Origin of the sequence: Chitinophaga sp. YR573 (assembly GCF_900110995.1) — a bacterium.
GTDB lineage: Bacteria > Bacteroidota > Bacteroidia > Chitinophagales > Chitinophagaceae > Chitinophaga.
Window position 1 is genome coordinate 2,825,516 of sequence record NZ_FOJF01000001.1, and the last position, 18,766, is coordinate 2,844,281.

The 18,766-nt window shown below is 44.5% G+C and carries 16 protein-coding genes; 12 read left to right on the plus strand and 4 right to left on the minus strand.

Translation table 11 applies throughout. The annotated features are described in order from the left end of the window. Nucleotides 1–41: 41 nt before the first annotated feature. From BMW86_RS11930 to BMW86_RS11960, 7 genes are all read left to right on the plus strand, one after another. Nucleotides 42–551, plus strand: a complete 510-nt coding sequence (locus BMW86_RS11930) for an OmpH/Skp family outer membrane protein (protein ID WP_089781992.1) — start codon at nt 42–44, stop codon at nt 549–551. A gap of 178 nt (nt 552–729) precedes the next feature. Beyond that, complete coding sequence (gene rpmH / locus BMW86_RS11935; protein ID WP_012788729.1) at nt 730–885, plus strand: 50S ribosomal protein L34; 156 nt, start codon at nt 730–732, stop codon at nt 883–885. 102 nt (nt 886–987) lie between these two features. After that, nucleotides 988–1,404 carry a ribonuclease P protein component gene (locus tag BMW86_RS11940; protein ID WP_089781993.1) on the plus strand — a complete coding sequence of 139 codons (417 nt, stop codon included), beginning with the start codon at nt 988–990 and terminating at the stop codon, nt 1,402–1,404. Then, nucleotides 1,401–1,619, plus strand: coding sequence for a membrane protein insertion efficiency factor YidD (yidD, locus tag BMW86_RS11945; protein WP_157302902.1), 219 nt, complete (start codon nt 1,401–1,403; stop codon nt 1,617–1,619). Before BMW86_RS11940 ends, yidD begins: the two co-directional genes overlap by 4 nt. Nucleotides 1,620–1,683: 64 nt before the next feature. Next, entirely contained in the window at nt 1,684–3,351 is a 1,668-nt protein-coding gene (locus BMW86_RS11950; RefSeq protein ID WP_089781995.1) for a S41 family peptidase, read from the plus strand. A 138-nt stretch (nt 3,352–3,489) separates the two neighbouring features. Further along, nucleotides 3,490–4,872, plus strand: coding sequence for a Gfo/Idh/MocA family protein (locus BMW86_RS11955; protein WP_089781996.1), 1,383 nt, complete (start codon nt 3,490–3,492; stop codon nt 4,870–4,872). Between the two features lie 11 nt (nt 4,873–4,883). Beyond that, nucleotides 4,884–5,681 (plus strand): 3-keto-disaccharide hydrolase, encoded by a 798-nt coding sequence (locus BMW86_RS11960; protein WP_255372906.1) that lies wholly within the window; start codon nt 4,884–4,886, stop codon nt 5,679–5,681. A 70-nt stretch (nt 5,682–5,751) separates the two neighbouring features. Here the strand turns inward: BMW86_RS11960 and BMW86_RS11965 are convergent, their stop codons facing one another. Further along, nucleotides 5,752–6,357 (minus strand): superoxide dismutase, encoded by a 606-nt coding sequence (locus BMW86_RS11965; protein WP_089781997.1) that lies wholly within the window; start codon nt 6,355–6,357, stop codon nt 5,752–5,754. A 265-nt stretch (nt 6,358–6,622) separates the two neighbouring features. Here BMW86_RS11965 and BMW86_RS11970 point away from each other — a divergent pair, with 265 nt between their 5' ends. The 3 genes from BMW86_RS11970 (at nt 6,623) to BMW86_RS11980 (ending at nt 8,766) form a co-directional block, all read left to right on the plus strand. Further along, nucleotides 6,623–7,327, plus strand: a complete 705-nt coding sequence (locus BMW86_RS11970; RefSeq protein ID WP_089781998.1) for a helix-turn-helix transcriptional regulator — start codon at nt 6,623–6,625, stop codon at nt 7,325–7,327. 158 nt (nt 7,328–7,485) lie between these two features. Further along, nucleotides 7,486–7,695 carry a hypothetical protein gene (locus tag BMW86_RS11975; protein WP_089781999.1) on the plus strand — a complete coding sequence of 70 codons (210 nt, stop codon included), beginning with the start codon at nt 7,486–7,488 and terminating at the stop codon, nt 7,693–7,695. Between the two features lie 141 nt (nt 7,696–7,836). Next, on the plus strand, nt 7,837–8,766 hold the full coding sequence (locus tag BMW86_RS11980) for an SPFH domain-containing protein (RefSeq protein WP_089782000.1): 930 nt from the start codon (nt 7,837–7,839) through the stop codon (nt 8,764–8,766). 117 nt (nt 8,767–8,883) lie between these two features. Here the strand turns inward: BMW86_RS11980 and BMW86_RS11985 are convergent, their stop codons facing one another. The 3 genes from BMW86_RS11985 to BMW86_RS11995 form a co-directional block, all read right to left on the minus strand. Next, nucleotides 8,884–9,324, minus strand: coding sequence for a nucleoside deaminase (locus tag BMW86_RS11985; RefSeq protein WP_089782001.1), 441 nt, complete (start codon nt 9,322–9,324; stop codon nt 8,884–8,886). A 5-nt stretch (nt 9,325–9,329) separates the two neighbouring features. Further along, nucleotides 9,330–11,435, minus strand: coding sequence for an NAD-dependent DNA ligase LigA (ligA, locus tag BMW86_RS11990; protein ID WP_089782002.1), 2,106 nt, complete (start codon nt 11,433–11,435; stop codon nt 9,330–9,332). 583 nt (nt 11,436–12,018) lie between these two features. Next, nucleotides 12,019–15,321: a methylmalonyl-CoA mutase family protein gene (locus tag BMW86_RS11995; protein ID WP_089782003.1), complete on the minus strand. Its 3,303-nt coding sequence runs from the start codon at nt 15,319–15,321 to the stop codon at nt 12,019–12,021. Between the two features lie 140 nt (nt 15,322–15,461). Here BMW86_RS11995 and BMW86_RS12000 point away from each other — a divergent pair, with 140 nt between their 5' ends. Further along, a complete protein-coding gene (locus BMW86_RS12000; RefSeq protein ID WP_089782004.1) occupies nt 15,462–16,892 on the plus strand; it encodes a glycoside hydrolase family 125 protein in 1,431 nt (476 codons plus the stop codon). A 55-nt stretch (nt 16,893–16,947) separates the two neighbouring features. After that, nucleotides 16,948–18,729 (plus strand): MutS-related protein, encoded by a 1,782-nt coding sequence (locus tag BMW86_RS12005; protein WP_089782005.1) that lies wholly within the window; start codon nt 16,948–16,950, stop codon nt 18,727–18,729. Nucleotides 18,730–18,766: the final 37 nt, after the last annotated feature.

Below are 18,766 nucleotides of genomic sequence, written 5' to 3' on the forward strand. Positions count from 1 at the left end.
CTTAGTTTTAGTATCAAAATTTTTTAAACACAGACAACATCATGAAGAAGTATGTAATTATCGCTTTTGTGACAGTTTCAGGATTGTTCAGCGTAAATGCAATGGCACAGTCCAAAGTAGGACACATTAATGCACAGGCACTGATAGAAACAATGCCTGAAGCGCAGACAGCGCAGAAATCTCTGCAGACGTACGCAGAAGAACTGGATAAAGATGGTAAAGGGTTGATTGATGAGTACCAGAAGAAACTGAAAGAATTTGACGCAAGTGCGGCCAGCATGACCGACAATATGAAAGAAATTAAGGGTAAAGAGATTCAGACTGCACAGAAGAACATCCAGGACTACCAGGAGTCTGCTCAGCAGAAGATCGAAGCTAAACGTCAGGAAATCCTGAAACCAATCTACGATAAAGCCCGTAAAGCGATCGAAGATGTAGCTAAGGAAAAGGGTTATGCTTATGTACTGGACAGCTCTGCAGGTGTACTGCTGGTTTCTCCTCCAAGCGATGATCTGGCTCCTGCTGTGAAAATCAAGCTGGGTATCAAGTAATCCGGTAATCCCGTAAATAATTGTATAAAATATGCCCCGGTATTAAAGCCGGGGCAATTTTTTTAAATTCCCCTTTGCTTTTTCAGATTTTTCCCTACCTTTGCCTTCCGTTTTAAAAACAGGCTTCCGCAAAACGGGAAAGTGTTTAGTATAGTACAGGTAAAAATAAAATATTAAAATGAAACGTACTTTTCAACCGCACAACAGACGCAGAAAGAGCGTTCATGGTTTTAGAAAGAGAATGGAAACTGCTAACGGCCGTAAAGTATTAGCTTCCCGCAGAGCTAAAGGACGTAAGAAATTAACAGTTTCTGACGAGCGGAAGCTGAAATAAGATCAGCCCCGTCACTGCATAGCATATAGTGCTGGCAGGCTTTGAGGCTGGATCTTGATAGAAGGAATTGTATCGCTATTGGGTTGATAAATCAGACTTGCCATAAAAACTTATTCTTTTAACACAGAAGAAAGGTTAAAAAGCAGAAAACTCATTGAAACGCTTTTTCGGGAAGGAAAAGCGTTTTCTGTTTTTCCCTACCGTGTACTTTTTATGCGGGTAGATCACCCTGGCAGTAAGTATCCCGCTCAGGCTGGCTTCACTGTTTCTACCAAACGCTTCCCCCATGCAGTAGACCGTAACCGCGTAAAGCGGCTTACACGCGAATGCTGGCGTCTGCAAAAACAGCCTTTTTATGACTACCTGGCTGAACACTCCTGCCAGCTGGCCGTTTTCTTCATCTATACAGATAAGAAAATAGCTCCATACTCCCTCTTACAGGAGAAAGTTTCCGTAATTTTAAAGAAGCTCGAGAAAGAAGTGCTTAAACTGGCTATGCCAGATAATCCGGCATTATGAAGATCTTCAGTTACCCGTTCATCTTCCTTATCAGGATCTACCAATGGTTTATTTCACCTTTGCTGGGTAACAAATGCCGGTACACCCCCACATGCTCCCAATATGGCATAGAAGCCCTTAAAAAGCATGGAATATTCAAAGGAGGCTACCTGACCCTCAAACGCTTCCTTTCCTGCCATCCCTGGGGCGGACATGGGCATGATCCTGTGCCTTAATTTAACTTTTCTGATTCTCAATTAACTTGTAGCTTACAGTAGCTTATTAATTTAACTTTTACCTATGCGTTCATTTTTTCAAAGAAAAGGAAGGGTAGTGTTGGTCGTGCTACTGATTGTAGTTGCCGGGACCAGTATCAAAGCCTACAGTGACAAGGACAAATACTTTGAGATCGCCAAGAACCTCGACATTTTTGCGGCCTTTTACAGGGAGCTGAATACCTATTATGTAGATGATCTGCCGCCGGAAAGACTCATGCATAAGGGAATAGATGCCATGCTGGAAGAAACGGACCCGTATACCGACTTTATCCCGGAAGAGAACCTGGACGAACTGAAGTTCATGGCTACCGGTAAATATGGAGGCGTAGGGGTTTCTGTGAATACAGACAGTGGGCGTACCGTGATCACCGATATTTATGAAGGAAGCCCTATGCATAAGGCAGGGGCCAGACCAGGAGATATTATCGTGTCCCTGGATGGGAAAAAGACACTGGGAATGGACCAGGACGAAATCAGCCACCTGCTGAAAGGTGTGCCGGGTACTTCCCTGGACATGGTGTTAAAGAACCCGGTAACAGGAGAAGAGACTACCAAGAAGATATTACGCGAAGAAATTAATGTGCGGCCCGTGAGTTATGCCGGTATGACCGGGAACGACATCGGTTATATCCGTATGACCCAGTTCACTGAAAACAGCGGAGAAGCGGTGCAGAAGTCTTTCGAAGACCTGAAAAAGGAGCATCCCGGCATGAAAGGCATGATCCTGGACCTTAGAGGAAACCCGGGGGGATTGCTGGATGAGGCCGTACTGGTGGCCAACATCTTTGTAGATAAGAATAAGCTGATCGTAAGCACCAAGGGGAAAGTAAAGAACTGGGACCGGGATTATAAAACGGAAGAGGCGGCAGTAGATGCCAAAATTCCGCTGGTAGTACTGACCAACCGTTCTTCTGCTTCTGCATCAGAAATTGTGGCAGGCGCGGTACAGGACCTGGACCGTGGCGTGATTGTAGGTCAGCGTTCTTTTGGTAAAGGACTGGTACAAACTACCCGCCCTCTCCCTTACAATGCTAAACTGAAAGTAACGACTGCCAAATATTATACGCCAAGTGGCCGTTGCATACAGGCGATTGACTACTCTCACAGAAGTGAAGAGGGAGAAGCTGAAATAGTGCCTGATTCTATGCGCCGTTCCTTTACTACTGTCGCAGGCCGTAAAGTAAAAGATGGTGGTGGTATAGAACCTGATGATGCAGTTGATCCAACTTTGCTGAGCCAGGTAGCTGTAACCCTCATCCGTAAGCTGTACATATTTGATTATGCTACACAGTATTACTATCAGCATCCGAATATTGCAGCTGCCGGTAAGTTCTCTCTGAGTGAGGATGATTTCTCTGATTTCATGCATTACCTGGACGGACGTAATTACAGTTATAAAACCCGTAGTGAAGAAGCCCTGGAAAGCTTCCAGAATACTGCCCGCAAAGAGAAGTATTATGATGCAGTAGCAAAGGAGTTTGATGCACTGCAACAAAAAATGAAACACGATAAGAAACAGGATTTACTGAAGAATAAGACAGAGATCAAACACTTGCTGGAAGAGGAAATAGTGAACCGTTATTATCTGCAGAGAGGACGTATAGAAAAGTCGCTGACTACGGATAATGAAGTGAATGAAGCAGTGGCTGTATTACATCAGCCTGAACGTTATCAGAAATTATTACAGTAGATTATCTGCTTAAAAATATCAGGCCCGTCAACATCGTTGATGGGCTTTTTTATGGCTATAATTATGATATCCCGCATTTTAATTATAAATTAAAGTTCATGACCCACCATCACGTTATTGTAAACTAAACTAAGTAGCATGCCTGAAAATTCTAACCGAAATTCCCGCAGGGGATTTATTACCAAATTAGCCAAGGGAGTAGTAGGTGCTTCTTTATTACCCAACATTCTTACCGCTGCAGATAAACAGCGTAGCCTATTAACCCGTGTAAAAGAAAAGTATAGTGCGAATGACCAGATCCAGATAGCGGTGATCGGGGCAGGAGGGATGGGAACATCTGATACCAATACAGCCATCACCGTGCCGGGCGTAAAGCTGATAGCAGCCTGCGACCTGTATGATGGGCGATTGGCAGATGCAAAGAAGAAATGGGGTAGTGACATTTATACCACCCGCGATTACCGGGAAATTCTTGAACGGAAAGATGTGGATGCGGTGATCATTGCCACACCCGACTTCTGGCATAAAGACATTTCCGTAGCAGCTATGAACAAAGGCAAATCTGTGTATTGCGAGAAGCCTATGGTACATGATATTACGGAAGGTCCTGCTGTAGTGGACGCACAGCAACGAAACGGGAAAGTAGTATACCAGGTGGGAAGTCAGGGCATGAGTTCCCTGGGAAATGAAAAGGCAAAACAATTGCTGAAAGACGGCGCTATTGGTAAGCTGAATTATGCCGAAGGTTTCTGGGCGCGTATGTCTCCGTTTGGGGCATGGCAGTATCCCATTCCGGCGGATGCTTCTGTGAAAACGGTTGACTGGGATGCTTACCTGACGCATGCTCCCAAGCGTGAATTTGATCCGTTGCGTTTTTTCCGCTGGCGTAATTATAAAGATTATGGTACTGGTGTGTCCGGCGATTTGTTCGTACACCTGTTTTCAAGTCTGCATTTTGTAACAGGGTCTATTGGTCCGGAGAAAATCATGGCTACCGGTGGATTGCGTTACTGGAAAGACGGGCGTGAAGTACCGGATATTATGCTGGGCATGTTTGATTATCCGGAGAATGAAGTACACCCTGCTTTCAATCTTTCTTTGCGTGTGAATTTTGTAGATGGCACCGGTGGTACCAACTACCTGCGTATGGTAGGTAGTGAGGGATCTATGACGGTAGAATGGGATAAAGTAACGCTGTACCGGAACAAGGAGTATGCGGCTACAGATGATCCTTTGCTGCAAAGTAAAAAAGATGTGGATAGTGGTAAGCAGTATGTGTATGAGAGAAAAGATATGTTGCCACCGGAGAAGATGGAATATGCCGCAGAAGAGGGATACAAGGGCGCACACTTTGATCACTTTTATAATCTCTTTACTGCCATGAGAACAGGAGGTAAAGTGCATGAAGACGCCTTGTTCGGTTATCGTGCAGCAGCGCCGGCGCTGTTGTGTAACGATAGTTATTTCCAGAATAAGATCATGCAATGGGACCCAAAGAATCTGAAAACGATCAATAAATAAAAACGATAATCATGATGAAGAAATTATTTGTTCCTGCGTTGTCTGTAATGGCTATGGCTGTTATGTCCTGCAATAGTGGTAAGAGTACAGTTTCTACAGAAGATACCACGACTACCATTAAAAAAGAAGATTCTGCTGAGGCAGCAGAAATTGTTGCTGACACTACCGCCAATACGTTAACAGATGCTGAGAAATCCGAAGGATGGAAATTGTTATTCAATGGACAGAACCTGGATGGATGGCATATCTACAAAGGCAAGACTTCCAGTGGATGGGTAGCAGAAGATGGTATTTTACATTGCCTGGGTAGTGAGAAAGATAAGAGTGATAAACGTGCGGACCTTACCAGCAATGATACGTTTGATAATTTTGAGTTAGAACTGGACTGGAAGCTGTCTCCGAAGGGGAACAGCGGTATTATATACCTGGCATCTGAAGAGTTTGATGCCGCTTATCTGAGTGGTCCTGAGTACCAGCTGATAGATGATGAGAATTTTCCTGAGAAGCTGGAAGGATGGCAGAAGACTGGCGCCAACTATGCGATGAGCGCTCCACTGGTAGCCGCTTCCAAACCTATAGGAGAGTGGAATCATGCAAAGATCATTGTGAACAAAGGGCATGTGGAACACTGGCTGAACGGGCAGAAAACTGCTGAGTATGAGATGGGCTCTGCAGAGTGGAAGAAAGCAAAGGAAACCGGGAAATGGAAGGATGCTAAAGGTTATGGCGCAACGAAGAAAGGGCATATCGATTTACAGGACCATGGCAGTGAGGCGTGGTTTAAGAATGTGAAGATCAGGCAGCTTTAATAGTATTGATAAAAAAGGAAAGGGTGTATCATGATTCATGATACACCCTTTCCTTTTTTATCATCAGTAATTATACTGCTGCTTCGTAGTGTTTGCTAACTGCATCCCAGTTAACAACGCTCCAGAATGCTTTCAGGTATTCCGGACGGCGGTTCTGATATTTCAGGTAGTAAGCATGTTCCCATACGTCTACACCTAAGATAGGAGTACCTTTTACTTCAGCAACATCCATCAGAGGATTGTCCTGGTTAGGAGTGGAAGTAACTTCCAGTTTGCCATCTTTTACGATCAGCCATGCCCAGCCTGAACCGAAGCGGGTAGTACCTGCTGCGTTCAGTTTTTCTTTGAATTCGTCGAAAGAACCGAAGGTGCTCTTGATTGCATCTGCCAGTTTGCCTTTAGGTTCGCCACCTGCGTTAGGAGCGAGGATAGCCCAGAAGAAACTGTGATTCCAGTGACCGCCACCATTATTCCTTACAGCAGGGCTTATTTTACCAGCAGCAGCTACCAGTTCTTCCAGAGATTTGCTTTCGTTCTCTGTACCGGCAACAGCCTTGTTCAGGTTGTCTACATAAGCCTGGTGATGCTTACCGTGATGAATCTCCATTGTCAGTTTATCGATATGAGGCTCCAGTGCATCGTGTGCATACGGTAAGCTCGGAAGTGTAAATGCCATAACCTAATGTTTTATTGTTTTTAAATATTGTGTTTAAAGAGTGTTCAAATTTACTGCCTAATAAGGTAAATATCAAAACACATATAGGTACTTCTGCCCAATTCACGTACCAAAAGCCTTGGATATATGCTTTTTTATTTTATATTTACGTTAAGTGTTATAACAACTTTAGCATCGCATTGTGGTTCGTATACACGTAAAAGTTACTTAGCTTTTAGACCTCCCGCCATTCAATTTCAACTATTGTTTGTATAAAACTTAATGTATGTTGACAGACTCTGACATGGGCCAGAACTATTCCCTCAATTCCTTGCAGAAGGAAAACGAACTATTGAAGACACGCATCCAGTGGCTTGAAAATATACTGGATAACGTGCCTGCCATGCTTTACACCCACGAGAACAGCGTTAAGACCGTGAACTGGTGTAATAAGCGGATGGAGGATACCACAGGTTATAAGCTGGCTGAAATTACGGCGCTCGGCCTGGGTTTTTTTCAACGGGTGATGCATCCGGATGATTTTGATCTTGCAGTGATAGCCCAGCAATCCTTTAAAGAAAATAAGAGCCTTTTCGGCGGAGTATTACGTATCCGCAGACGGGGCACCGATGACTGGTGTTGGCTGGTAGGGATGGCTATTCCGTTTACCCGTGATGAAGAAGGGAAGGTAAAAGAAGTGATCTGTGCTTTCCTGGACCTGACCCTGGCGATGGATACCAATGACCAGCTGGCGGAAGCAATGCGGGATGTATTGCGCCGTCATAATGATGACCTGAAGAACAAACTGACGCCGCGGGAACTGGAAATACTGAAGCTGACAGTACAGGGACTGAATAACAAAGAAATAGCAGGTGTACTTAACCTGAGCCGCTATACGGTAGAGACCCACAGGAAAAATATACGGCTGAAGTTAAAAGTGAGAAATACCACTGAGCTGATCGCGCTGGCGAGGAAGGTGGGGTATCAATAATTTAACATAGTTTAATGATTTTAAGCCCCGGTTTTCAGAAAAATACCCAAGCTTGGGTATTTGAGCAAAAACTAAACTCCACTAATTTAGTGAAAGAATAACCGAACGTTAGAAAGACATTTTCAGGAGAAAGATTCGATGAAATAACCCTACTAGCTATGATAAATGAGGAAAGCGCCTATAGCATCCTGCAACTGAGTGATTCTGCTACGGCAGAAGAGATTGTTGCGCAGTATGAGATCTTAAAAGGCCAGTACAAGAGAATTAAAGATGAGACAGGAGATTTAAAGACCCATTTGGAGTATCAGCTTAAGCAGATAGAGCTGGACGATGTTTATATTTATTTCAGAAGAAAACAAAGGATATAACTAAGCTATTATTTTTCATTCGTTGTGTTTTTAGCTCGGCTTTCTTTCATTGTTTGTCTTCCTATCCCATTAACCCACTCACCTTTCGTAATTTCCATATTACCACACTTTACTATATATTTACTCATAAAATCCTTCCTTATGGGTACTGTATTACTTTATATACTGTTGGTATTCGCAGCGCTGGTGGTGTTATCCAGCTTTGTGACAATACAGCAGGGTATTATTGGAGTTACTACCGTTTTCGGGAAATATAACCGAGTGTTGTTCCCCGGTCTTAATTTCAAAATTCCGCTGGTTGAAAAAGTATTCAAACGTATTTCTATCCAAAACCGTTCTGTAGAGCTTGAATTTCAGGCTATTACGGTGGATCAGGCCAATGTGTATTTCAAGGCCATGTTATTGTATGCTGTGTGGAACCAGGATGAAGAAACCATTAAGAATGTGGCTTTCAAGTTCATGGACGAACGCAGTTTCATGCAGGCACTGGTACGTACCATTGAGGGCTCTATCCGTGGTTTTGTGGCTACCAAACGTCAGGCAGAAGTGCTGGGTTTGCGTAAAGACATTACTGAACACGTAAAAGAACAGATTGACAAGACCCTGGAAGACTGGGGTTTCCATTTACTTGATCTTCAGATGAATGATATCACTTTTGATGAGGTGATCATGAAGTCGATGGCACAGGTAGTGGCATCTAATAATCTGAAGGCTGCTGCTGAGAATGAGGGTCAGGCATTGCTGATCACCAAGACCAAGGCAGCGGAAGCTGATGGTAATGCTATCAAGATCGCGGCAGAAGCGGAGCGTCAGGCTGCGCAGCTGCGTGGTATGGGAGTGGCACTGTTCCGTGAAGAGGTGGCCAAGGGTATGTCTATGGCAGCTAAAGAAATGCAGCAGGCCAACCTGGATACCTCAGTGATCCTTTTCTCTATGTGGACAGAGGCGATTAAGCACTTTGCAGAGAATTCCAAAGGGAATGTGATATTCCTGGACGGTTCTTCAGAGGGAATGGAACATTCCATGCACCAGATGATGGGTATGAATAAACTGATGGAGAATAAGAAATAATTATTAATGAAGAGCTTTTTAAAAGGGTTTGAGGAGAGTATCCTCAAACCCTTTTTTAGTAGATTTTTGGGTGCAGGGCGAAGCCCTGCAAAAAAATTGCTCTTTGATCAAAATAAATCAGCCTCTTCTTTGTTCAAAGAATGTTTTTACCAACTGCAGGCTTTCCGCTTCGCCAGGTCCCTGTTCCAGTTTTGTTTTGGGATGGAAGGGGTTTGTATCCCCGGTAGACTTCCTGTAACTGTGCTTATCGTCGCGGGCTGCATATACAATACGGCCAATTTTACTCCAGTAGAGGGCACCTGCACACATGAGGCAGGGTTCCAGTGTTACATAGAGGGTGGCTTCCATCAGGTATTTGCTTCCCAGGTAGTTAAATGCGGCCGTTAAAGCCAGCATTTCTGCATGGGCGGTACAATCATTCAGCTTCTCTACCTGATTGCTGCCACGGCCTATTATTTTATCATTTAGCACTACTATAGCACCGACTGGTACCTCTCCATCATCGAATGCATTCCGGGCCTCACGAAGAGCCTGCTGCATGTAGTATTTATCGTCCATAGTATTTATTGGATCAGGTTAATGAAGTCGTCCTCACTTAAAATCCTGACCGTATTAATCTTCTTTGCTTTTTCCAGTTTACTGCCGGCATCATCTCCTACTACCAGGTAATTCAGCTTGCTGCTTACCCCACTGAGTATTTTTCCACCCTGCTTTTCCACCATCTCTTCCGCATCACTGCGTTTCAGTTTGTTGAGGGTACCGGTGAACAGGAAGGTCTGACCTTCGAGGTTACCGCTGGTATGATGGTCTGATTTGGTGCTTTTAAAATTCAGCCCTAATGCTTCCAGCTCCTGCAGCATTTTGACGTTGTCCTCATTGCTGAAGAAGTGACGGATACTGCCTACTACCTTAGGTCCTATATCTTCCAGCACCAGGAGCTGCTCTTCCGTCCATTCCCGGAAATCCAGCAGGTGATGGGCTGCATTGGCCAGTGTTTTAGCGGTTGTTTCTCCTACATAACGGATGCCCAGGCCAAAGATAAGACGGTGCAGGGGCTGGGTTTTAGACTGTTCAATAGCAGTTTGCAGGTTGGTCAGGGATTTTTGTCCGAAGCCTCCCAGCTGTTCTATTTTTGAAAAGTCGATGGTATAGATATCCGGGATGTGTTTGATCAGTTTAAGATCGTAGAACTTACGGATGTTACTTTCGCCCAGGCTGCGGATGTCCATCGCATCTTTACTCACAAAGTGGATCATACGTTCTACTACCTGTGCTTCGCAGTTAATATTAATACAGCGCCATACGCTTTCACCTTCCGGCTTAAAGAGAGGATCGTGACAAACAGGGCATTCCGTAGGGAATTTAATATCCTCTTCAGTACCATCCCGCAGGTCTGCCACGGATTTTACAATGTAGGGGATTACATCGCCGGCACGTTCTACCAGTACAGTATCTCCTATTTTCAAATCCTTTTCCTTTATTACATCTTCATTAAAAAGTGAAATGGAAGCAACTGTAACCCCTCCGATGGGCACAGGGTCAATTTTGGCTACGGGTGTAACGGAACCGGTACGGCCTACCTGGAACTCCACATTACGCAGTTTACTGGTAGCCTGCCTTGCTTTGAACTTGTAAGCCATGGCCCAGCGCGGATGGTGGGTAGTCATACCCAGCTGGTCCTGCAGGGCATAATCATTCACTTTGATCACCATTCCATCTATTTCGTAAGGAAGGGTATCTCTCAGTTGTTCAAATTCCAGTACGTAGTCTATTACGGCCTGGATGCCCTTTACCACCTTCTTTTCTTTGGAAGGAGTACGGAATCCGAGTGATGAAAGGAGATCGAGGGTATTACTATGTGTTTGTATTTCTTTCGGTTCGGTTTCATCCTGTTCCATAGTGTGATAACTCATGTGATACAGGAAAGCTTCTAAACCACGTTTAGCTACTTCCCGGGGATCTACCATGCGGAGAGAACCGGAAGCTGCATTGCGCGGATTGGCCATGGGTGGCAGGTTTTCAGTAGCGCGTTGCTCATTGAAAGCCTTGAAAGTGTTTTTATTAATTAATACTTCGCCACGGATTTCTATAGAATGAATGCCATGGGCAGAGAATTTAGCGTTAAGAGGGATAGAGCGGATCTGTTTGATATTGGTAGTGATATCGTCTCCTGATACGCCATCACCCCGGGTAGCACCTCTTGTAAGGCGGTCGTTTTCATATATAAGAGAGATACTGGCACCGTCGAACTTAGGTTCTATACAGTATTCAATATCTGCAAGACCACTGATTTCACGGGCTTTACGGTCCCAGTCGTTCAGGTCATCTGCATTATAAGAGTTCTCCAGGCTGAGCATAGGCACCAGGTGCTGCACGGTGGGGAATGTTTTGGTAAGGCCCTGTGCCACACGCTGGGTGGGGGAATCGGGGTTTACCAGGTCCGGATGTTCAGCTTCCAGCTTTTTAAGCCAGGCATATAGCTGGTCGTATTCGTAATCACTAAGCACAGGCTCGCTCTGCACATAATAGCGCCAGTCGTTGTAAATAATTACACGACTCAGGTCGTCCATTGTTTTCTCTATGGCAATTTTGCTTTCTTTTTCCTGCAATTGCCCTAACAGTTCCTTTGCTAATTGTGATAAACTGATTTCTATTTCTTTCGTATACATATAAAAGTGCTAACTGAGCGTAAAATACAAATTGTTTGAGGTTTATTATGGCTTATGTTAAAGTATTGATAATCATTATAAAATGGACAATATCAAAATTTAATCGTATCTATTTTTGAAAAAAGATGTTTGAAAAGTTTTTTATTAACAAAATATTAATTAAGATTGTGTAACGAAACGAAAGTAACTGAAAGCCAAAATTTAAATCTAAGTGACAAGGAAGCAAATGCCAATGATCGACGACTGATTATTTCCTTGAAAACTAAGAAAACGACGAACAAGGTAGTGTAGTAGTAACCAAAATATTTTTTGTCTTTATAAATTCCATTTTGCCTTTATAGATTCCGTATGTCTTTATAGATTCCACTTTTTGCCGTTATAAATTCCGAATTGCTTTATAGATTCCATATGTCTTTATAGATTCCATGTTAAGTTTTTGCTTTTATATAATTCCACGTTATCGATTCCACGTTAATTAAATTCCACGTAAGTTATTTTATAATTCCACGTCAATGAAATCCGGCCGTGTGTAATGCCGGTCTTTTTCCCCTGCATAAAGTATTTATGCAGGGGAATTTTTTATCTACATGTTTCTTCTGTACTGACCACCTACTTCATATAATGCATGGGTAATCTGGCCCAGGGAACAATGCTTCACTGTTTCCATTAATGCATCAAAGAGGTTGCCATTCTTAACAGCAACGTGTTGTAATTTTTTTAATGCAGCAGCGCTTTTATCATGATGACGCTGGTGGAAAGCCGCCAGGGTATTGATCTGGAATTCTTTTTCTTCTGTGGTAGAACGGATTACTTCTGAAGGAATGATAGTAGGAGAACCGTTTTTATTTAAGAAAGTGTTTACTCCTACAATGGGGTATTCACCGTTATGTTTCAGGGATTCATAATGCAGACTTTCTTCCTGGATTTTATTGCGCTGGTACATCCTTTCCATCGCTCCCAGTACTCCCCCTCTTTCTGTAAGGCGGTTAAATTCTGCCAGTACGGCTTCTTCTACGAGGTCTGTAAGGTCTTCGATGAAGAAAGCACCCTGGATAGGGTTTTCATTTTTTGCGGTCCCAAGTTCACGGTTGATGATGAGCTGTATGGCCATGGCCCTGCGCACACTTTCTTCTGTGGGTGTGGTGATGGCTTCATCGTATGCGTTTGTATGAAGGGAGTTGCAGTTATCGTAAATGGCATAGAGCGCCTGTAAGGTAGTGCGGATATCGTTGAAGTCGATTTCCTGTGCGTGCAGGCTTCTGCCGGATGTTTGAATATGGTATTTCAGCTTCTGGGAGCGGTCGTTCCCCTTGTATTTATATTTGATAGCCTTGGCCCAGATACGTCTGGCCACACGGCCAATGACTGCATATTCCGGGTCCATACCATTGCTGAAAAAGAAGGAGAGATTAGGCGCAAAATCATCAATATTCATTCCCCGGCTGAGATAATACTCTACGTAGGTGAAACCGTTAGCGAGTGTGAATGCCAGCTGTGTGATGGGATTGGCACCTGCTTCTGCTATGTGATAACCGGAGATACTTACAGAGTAGAAGTTGCGGACTTTCTGTGTGATGAAGTATTCCTGTACATCGCCCATTAGTTTGAGGGCAAATTCTGTAGAGAAGATACAGGTGTTTTGTGCCTGGTCTTCTTTTAATATATCTGCCTGCACGGTACCCCTGGCGGTGCTGAGGGCCTGAGCTTTTATCTTTTCATAGATATTTTTGTCCAGTACTTCATCTCCCGAAATCCCTAACAGCTGTAATCCCAGTCCGTTGTTGCCTTTAGGCAGTTCTCCGCTGTATTTAGGCAAATCTTTGAATTTCTCTTTGATGATAGCATTTACCTGATCTGTTAATCCATGCTGTGCGATGTATTTTTCACATTGCTGATCTATGGCTGCATTCATAAAAAATGCCAGGAGGATAGGGGCCGGACCATTGATGGTCATGGATACCGATGTTTTCGGATCGCAGAGATCGAAGCCACTGTACAGCTTTTTGGCATCGTCCACTGTAGCGATGCTTACGCCTGAGTTACCCACTTTACCATAGATATCCGGGCGGGGAGCAGGGTCTTCACCATAGAGTGTTACACTATCGAAAGCCGTGCTGAGGCGGATGGCCGGTTGATCTATTGATACATAGTGAAAGCGTTTGTTGGTCCTTTCCGGCCCACCTTCTCCGGCAAACATGCGGGTAGGGTCTTCGCCTTCTCTTTTTAGGGGGAATACCCCTGCTGCATACGGGAATTCTCCCGGCAGGTTTTCCGTAAGCTGCCAGCGGAGCAGGTCTCCCCAGTCGTTGTACTGAGGCAGGCTTATTTTAGGTATGCGTGACTGGGACAGACTTTCTGAGTAGAGAGGGAGTTTGATGATCTTATCCCTTACCTGGAACTCGTAGTATTCTGCTGTATATTTTTCTTTTATGGCTGGCCAGTTTTTTACCAGTTTATCACATTCGGGATCAAGTTGTTTGCTCAATGCGTTGATGGCGTTGTCCAGGCTTTCATGGTCTGGTACGAGGGCTTTTGCGCCGTTTAGCTGATAGAGTTTAGTGGCAATGGCAGCCTGTTCCTCCACCCATTGCCCATACTCATTAATAGCAGCTGTGATTTCTGCCAGGTAGCGGGTACGGGAAGGCGGGATGATCATCGATTTGGTGACTGTATCCTGACTGGTTTCGTGTTTGACATTGCCAAAAGAGATGCCCTTCTTTTCTTTCATGATGGCCAGCAGTTTTTCAAACAGCTGGTTGATACCATGATCATTGAACTGGGAGGCGATAGTGCCTAATACCGGCAGTTCTTCATCTTTAGCGCTCCATAGTCCGTGGTTACGTTTGTATTGCTTGCGTACATCGTGGAGAGCATCGAGGGCGCCTGCTTTATCAAATTTATTGATAGCAATTACGTCTGCATAGTCCAGCATATTAATCTTTTCCAGCTGGGAAGCAGCACCGTATTCCGGTGTCATTACATACAGGGATACGTCGCAGTAGTCGGTGATGGCGGTATCGCTTTGGCCGATACCGGAAGTTTCCAGGATGATGAGGTCGAAACCGGCGATGCGGCAGATATCTGTAATCTCCCCGATATGTGTACTGATGGCTTTATCGCTTTCGCGTGTAGCCAGGGAGCGCATATAGGCACGGGGATGATGGATGGCGTTCATGCGGATGCGGTCGCCGAGTAGTGCCCCGCCGGTCTTTTTCTTGGAGGGGTCTACAGAGATGACTGCAATTGTTTTATTGCTGAAGTGGTGTAAGAAGCGTCTTACTATTTCGTCTGTAACACTGCTTTTACCTGCCCCTCCGGTACCGGTGATACCGAGTACAATGCCTTTGGTGGATTGTACATCGGGAAGCTGATCATTTTCGGCTATGGTAATAGTTTGCGCAATATGTTTATAATCCTGTTGGGTGAGCGCTTCCGGTTGTTTGTTGAGCGTTTTGACAGTGGGAAAGTCGCAACGGTCGATGACATCTCCGATCATGCCTTCCAGTCCCATGGTCCTGCCATCATCCGGGGAATAGAGGCGGGTGATACCATACTGGTGCAATTCCTGGATTTCTGTGGGGAGGATGGTACCGCCTCCGCCGCCGAAGATCTTGATATGTCCGCAGTTGTTTTCCTGTAAAAGGTCGTACATGTATTTAAAGAACTCTACGTGACCTCCCTGGTAGGAAGTAACGGCGATGCCCTGGGCATCTTCCTGGATGGCACATTCTACAATTTCTGCTGCGGAGCGGTTATGGCCCAGGTGGATTACTTCGGCACCTTTGGACTGCATGATGCGACGCATAATATTAATGGCGGCGTCGTGGCCATCGAAAAGAGAAGCTGCTGTTACGATACGAATCTTGTGAACCGGTGTATCAGTCATATTGTTTTTGGTGTTTAACGTGTTGTGCAGCAGTGAGGAGCTGCAGAAGTTGTAATTTACTAAAAGTGACAGTGGAATATTCGTACATTTTTTTATTTTACACCCTTATTGTTCACGTTTATAGAAAACAATTTACAGAAATGGTGGCTAGAAGAGATTTTATCAGGAATGGCGGTCTGCTGGCAGGCGCTGTAGCATTGGGGTTTCCTAAGGCTGTATTCAGCCAGGGAGTATATGTATCAAAGCGTCCGCTGCCTGCGCAACGTAAGTTTAGCAGTGTGGGTGTAGAGAAGGCGATCAGCAATATTAAGAAAGAGATATCCGATCCGAAACTGGGCTGGATGTTTGAGAACTGCTTTCCGAATACGCTGGATACGACAGTAAGTTTTAAGATGGAGAATGGCCGTCCGGATACATTTGTAATTACAGGTGATATCAATGCGATGTGGCTGAGGGATTCCAGTGCGCAGGTGTGGCCTTATCTGCCATTAATAAAAGAAGATGAAAAGCTGAAACAGCTGATTGCCGGTGTGGTAAACAGGCAGACTAAATGTATACTGATAGACCCTTATGCCAATGCCTTTAATGAAGGGCCAACGGGCAGTGAGTGGGATACGGACCTTACAGAAATGAAGCCTGAACTGCATGAGCGTAAATGGGAGATAGATTCCCTTTGTTATACTGTGCGCCTGGCTTACCATTACTGGAAAGAAAGTGGTGATACCAGTGTGCTGAATGATACTTATCAGAAGGCCGCAAAGCTGATCGTTAAAACATTTAAGGAGCAGCAGCGTAAAGAAAACCGCGGGCCTTACAAGTTCCAGCGTAATACGCCTATCCAGTCGGATACAGCCCCTAATAAAGGCTGGGGAGCGCCTATGCAGCCGGTAGGACTGATCGTATCTATTTTCCGTCCTTCGGATGATGCGACTGTTTTCCCTTTCCTGATCCCTTCCAATATGTTTGCAGTAGTATCACTGCGTCAGCTGGCAGAGATGAGTGATGTGGTATTTAAGGATGCTGCATTTACAAAGGAATGTACAGAGCTGGCAGATGAAGTGGACAGGGCTATCAAAGCGTATGCGATCGTTCCTCATCCGCAGTTAGGTAATATGTTTGGTTTTGAAGTGGATGGTTATGGTAACCGTTTATTCCTGGATGATACCAATGTACCTAGTTTGTTATCTATTCCATACCTGGGATATACGACAGCAGATGATCCTTTATACCAGGCTTCCCGTCATTTTGTATGGAGCAGCTTCCATTGCTGGTTCTACAAAGGTAAATACGGAGATGGTGTAGGTAGTCCGCATACCGGTCCGGATTACATCTGGCCAATGAGTATTATTATGAAGGCGCTGACGAGCAGTGATAAAGAAGAAATAGCGGAGTGTTTGCGTACTATACGTAATACAGATGGGGATACTGGTTTTGTGCATGAATCGTTCCACAAGAATGATCCTACTAAATTTACCCGTCCATGGTTTGCATGGGTAAATACTTTATTCGGAGAACTGATCATGAAGGTGAGTCTTGAGTACCCGGAATTGCTGAAGAGACAATATGCTTAAATATAGCCGGAAGATCAGTTACGTAACTGATCTTCCTTTTTCAACAAAATAACCCATGACCCCTATCACTATTTACGAACAGCAGGTTAACGATTATAAAGCTGAAATATCACAGTTACAACAACGTCTGAGTGGGCTTGGATGGGTAAGGCTCTTCTGTTTTCTCGCCGCTTTGCTGTGCGGATATCTTTATTTCCGGGATGATTTTGAAACGATCTGGTTATTACCGATCGTATTACTGGCCGTAGCATTTATGTATATCCTGGGGAGATACCAGGCCATGCAGGACCATCTTACTTTATCAAAGACATTACAGGAGCTGAATGAAAAGGAGTGGAGGCTGGCTACTACGGGGCAGTCTGGTTTCCAGGACGGGGAAGCATATTCAAATGAGCAGCATTCATATACAGGGGACCTGGATGTATTCGGGCAGTCCTCCCTTTATTCTCATATGAATCGTACGGGAACGCTGATGGGGAGCCGTAAACTGGCAGACTGTCTGCAGGAACCGTTAAAGGAAGTGAATGATATTGTACGTACACAGGAAGCTATTCACAAGCTGGTACCAAGGATTAAGTTCCGGCAGTTGCTGACAGCACAATCCATGCTGGCAAAGGAGAAGCCGGGGGATATATCTTCTTTGTATAAGTGGTTGCAGTTACCACTGGAATTCCTGGGGAAAAAATGGCTGAATATTGTACGCTGGGTAAGTCCGGCTTTGCTGATAGTTTCTGTAGTATATTATTTCATCTCGAATGAATATTACCCTATCAGTATTTTCCTTTGTATTAACTGGGTGATACTGGGAAGTAATGTGAAAAAGGTGAATGCGCAGCATCAGCTTATCTCCAATAAGGAGAAGATTTTCAGCAAGTTTGCTTTATTGCTGAAGCTCATAAATGAAGAAGAAATTGAGGGCGCGTATCTGCTCACTGAACATAAAGAAAAGGCAGCTTCTGCCAGTGTAGCGTTACAGCGGCTGGCCCGTATCTGTAATGCGCTGGACCAGCGTATGAACCTGATAGTGGGGGTGTTCCTGAACTCTTTTATATTATATGATCTGCATTGTGTTTTTGCCATAGAACGCTGGAAGGCCCGTTACCAGAATGAAGTGCCGGGCTGGATGGATGTAATAGCGAGAATGGAAGCGCTGAACAGTATGGCCACTTTTGCGTTTAATCATCCGGAATATATTTACCCGCAGGTAAATGAGCATACAGGGCAACTGGTAGCAAAGGGAGTAGGGCATCCGTTGATTCCCGCAGAGGATTGTGTGCGGAATGATATCCGTATAGGTGATCCGCAGCATTTCCTGATCATTACGGGGTCTAATATGAGCGGTAAGAGTACTTTCCTGCGTAGTGTGGGCAGTAACCTGTTACTGGCGCTGAGTGGTATGCCGGTGTGTGCAGAATCGTTTGCATGTAGTCCTATGAGGATTATGACATCAATGCGTATTAAAGATTCCATTGCAAAGCATACGTCTTATTTCCAGGCAGAGTTATTACGGTTACAACAGATAGTGGAAGTGCTGAAAACGGGGGAGAGGGTATTTATTCTGCTGGATGAGATCTTAAAAGGGACTAATTCTGAGGATAAGTTATCGGGTTCCCGCAAACTGATAGAACACTTTTTACAATATCATTGTCTGGGGATGATCGCTACACATGACCTGGAGCTGGGTCATCTGGAAGAGACGCATCCGCAGAAGATCAGCAACTATTGTTTTGAAAGCACAATACGGGAAGATCAGCTGTTTTTTGATTACCGGATCAGGGAAGGGGTGGCCAGGAATAAGAATGCTACTTTCCTGATGCAGAAAATGCAGATTATCTAATTTGGTAATTAGCTAATATATTTAGTATTTTTACTAA

What these genes read in the sequence shown, in the direction of transcription:
- BMW86_RS11930 (WP_089781992.1), top strand. Translation starts at nt 42, where the DNA reads ATGAAGAAGTATGTAATTATCGCTTTTGTGACAGTTTCAGGATTGTTC.
- rpmH (WP_012788729.1), top strand. Translation starts at nt 730, where the DNA reads ATGAAACGTACTTTTCAACCGCACAACAGACGCAGAAAGAGCGTTCAT.
- yidD (WP_157302902.1), top strand. Translation starts at nt 1,401, where the DNA reads ATGAAGATCTTCAGTTACCCGTTCATCTTCCTTATCAGGATCTACCAA.
- BMW86_RS11950 (WP_089781995.1), top strand. Translation starts at nt 1,684, where the DNA reads ATGCGTTCATTTTTTCAAAGAAAAGGAAGGGTAGTGTTGGTCGTGCTA.
- BMW86_RS11955 (WP_089781996.1), top strand. Translation starts at nt 3,490, where the DNA reads ATGCCTGAAAATTCTAACCGAAATTCCCGCAGGGGATTTATTACCAAA.
- BMW86_RS11960 (WP_255372906.1), top strand. Translation starts at nt 4,884, where the DNA reads ATGATGAAGAAATTATTTGTTCCTGCGTTGTCTGTAATGGCTATGGCT.
- BMW86_RS11965 (WP_089781997.1), bottom strand. Translation starts at nt 6,357, where the DNA reads ATGGCATTTACACTTCCGAGCTTACCGTATGCACACGATGCACTGGAG.
- BMW86_RS11970 (WP_089781998.1), top strand. Translation starts at nt 6,623, where the DNA reads ATGTTGACAGACTCTGACATGGGCCAGAACTATTCCCTCAATTCCTTG.
- BMW86_RS11975 (WP_089781999.1), top strand. Translation starts at nt 7,486, where the DNA reads ATGATAAATGAGGAAAGCGCCTATAGCATCCTGCAACTGAGTGATTCT.
- BMW86_RS11980 (WP_089782000.1), top strand. Translation starts at nt 7,837, where the DNA reads ATGGGTACTGTATTACTTTATATACTGTTGGTATTCGCAGCGCTGGTG.
- BMW86_RS11985 (WP_089782001.1), bottom strand. Translation starts at nt 9,324, where the DNA reads ATGGACGATAAATACTACATGCAGCAGGCTCTTCGTGAGGCCCGGAAT.
- ligA (WP_089782002.1), bottom strand. Translation starts at nt 11,435, where the DNA reads ATGTATACGAAAGAAATAGAAATCAGTTTATCACAATTAGCAAAGGAA.
- BMW86_RS11995 (WP_089782003.1), bottom strand. Translation starts at nt 15,321, where the DNA reads ATGACTGATACACCGGTTCACAAGATTCGTATCGTAACAGCAGCTTCT.
- BMW86_RS12000 (WP_089782004.1), top strand. Translation starts at nt 15,462, where the DNA reads ATGGTGGCTAGAAGAGATTTTATCAGGAATGGCGGTCTGCTGGCAGGC.
- BMW86_RS12005 (WP_089782005.1), top strand. Translation starts at nt 16,948, where the DNA reads ATGACCCCTATCACTATTTACGAACAGCAGGTTAACGATTATAAAGCT.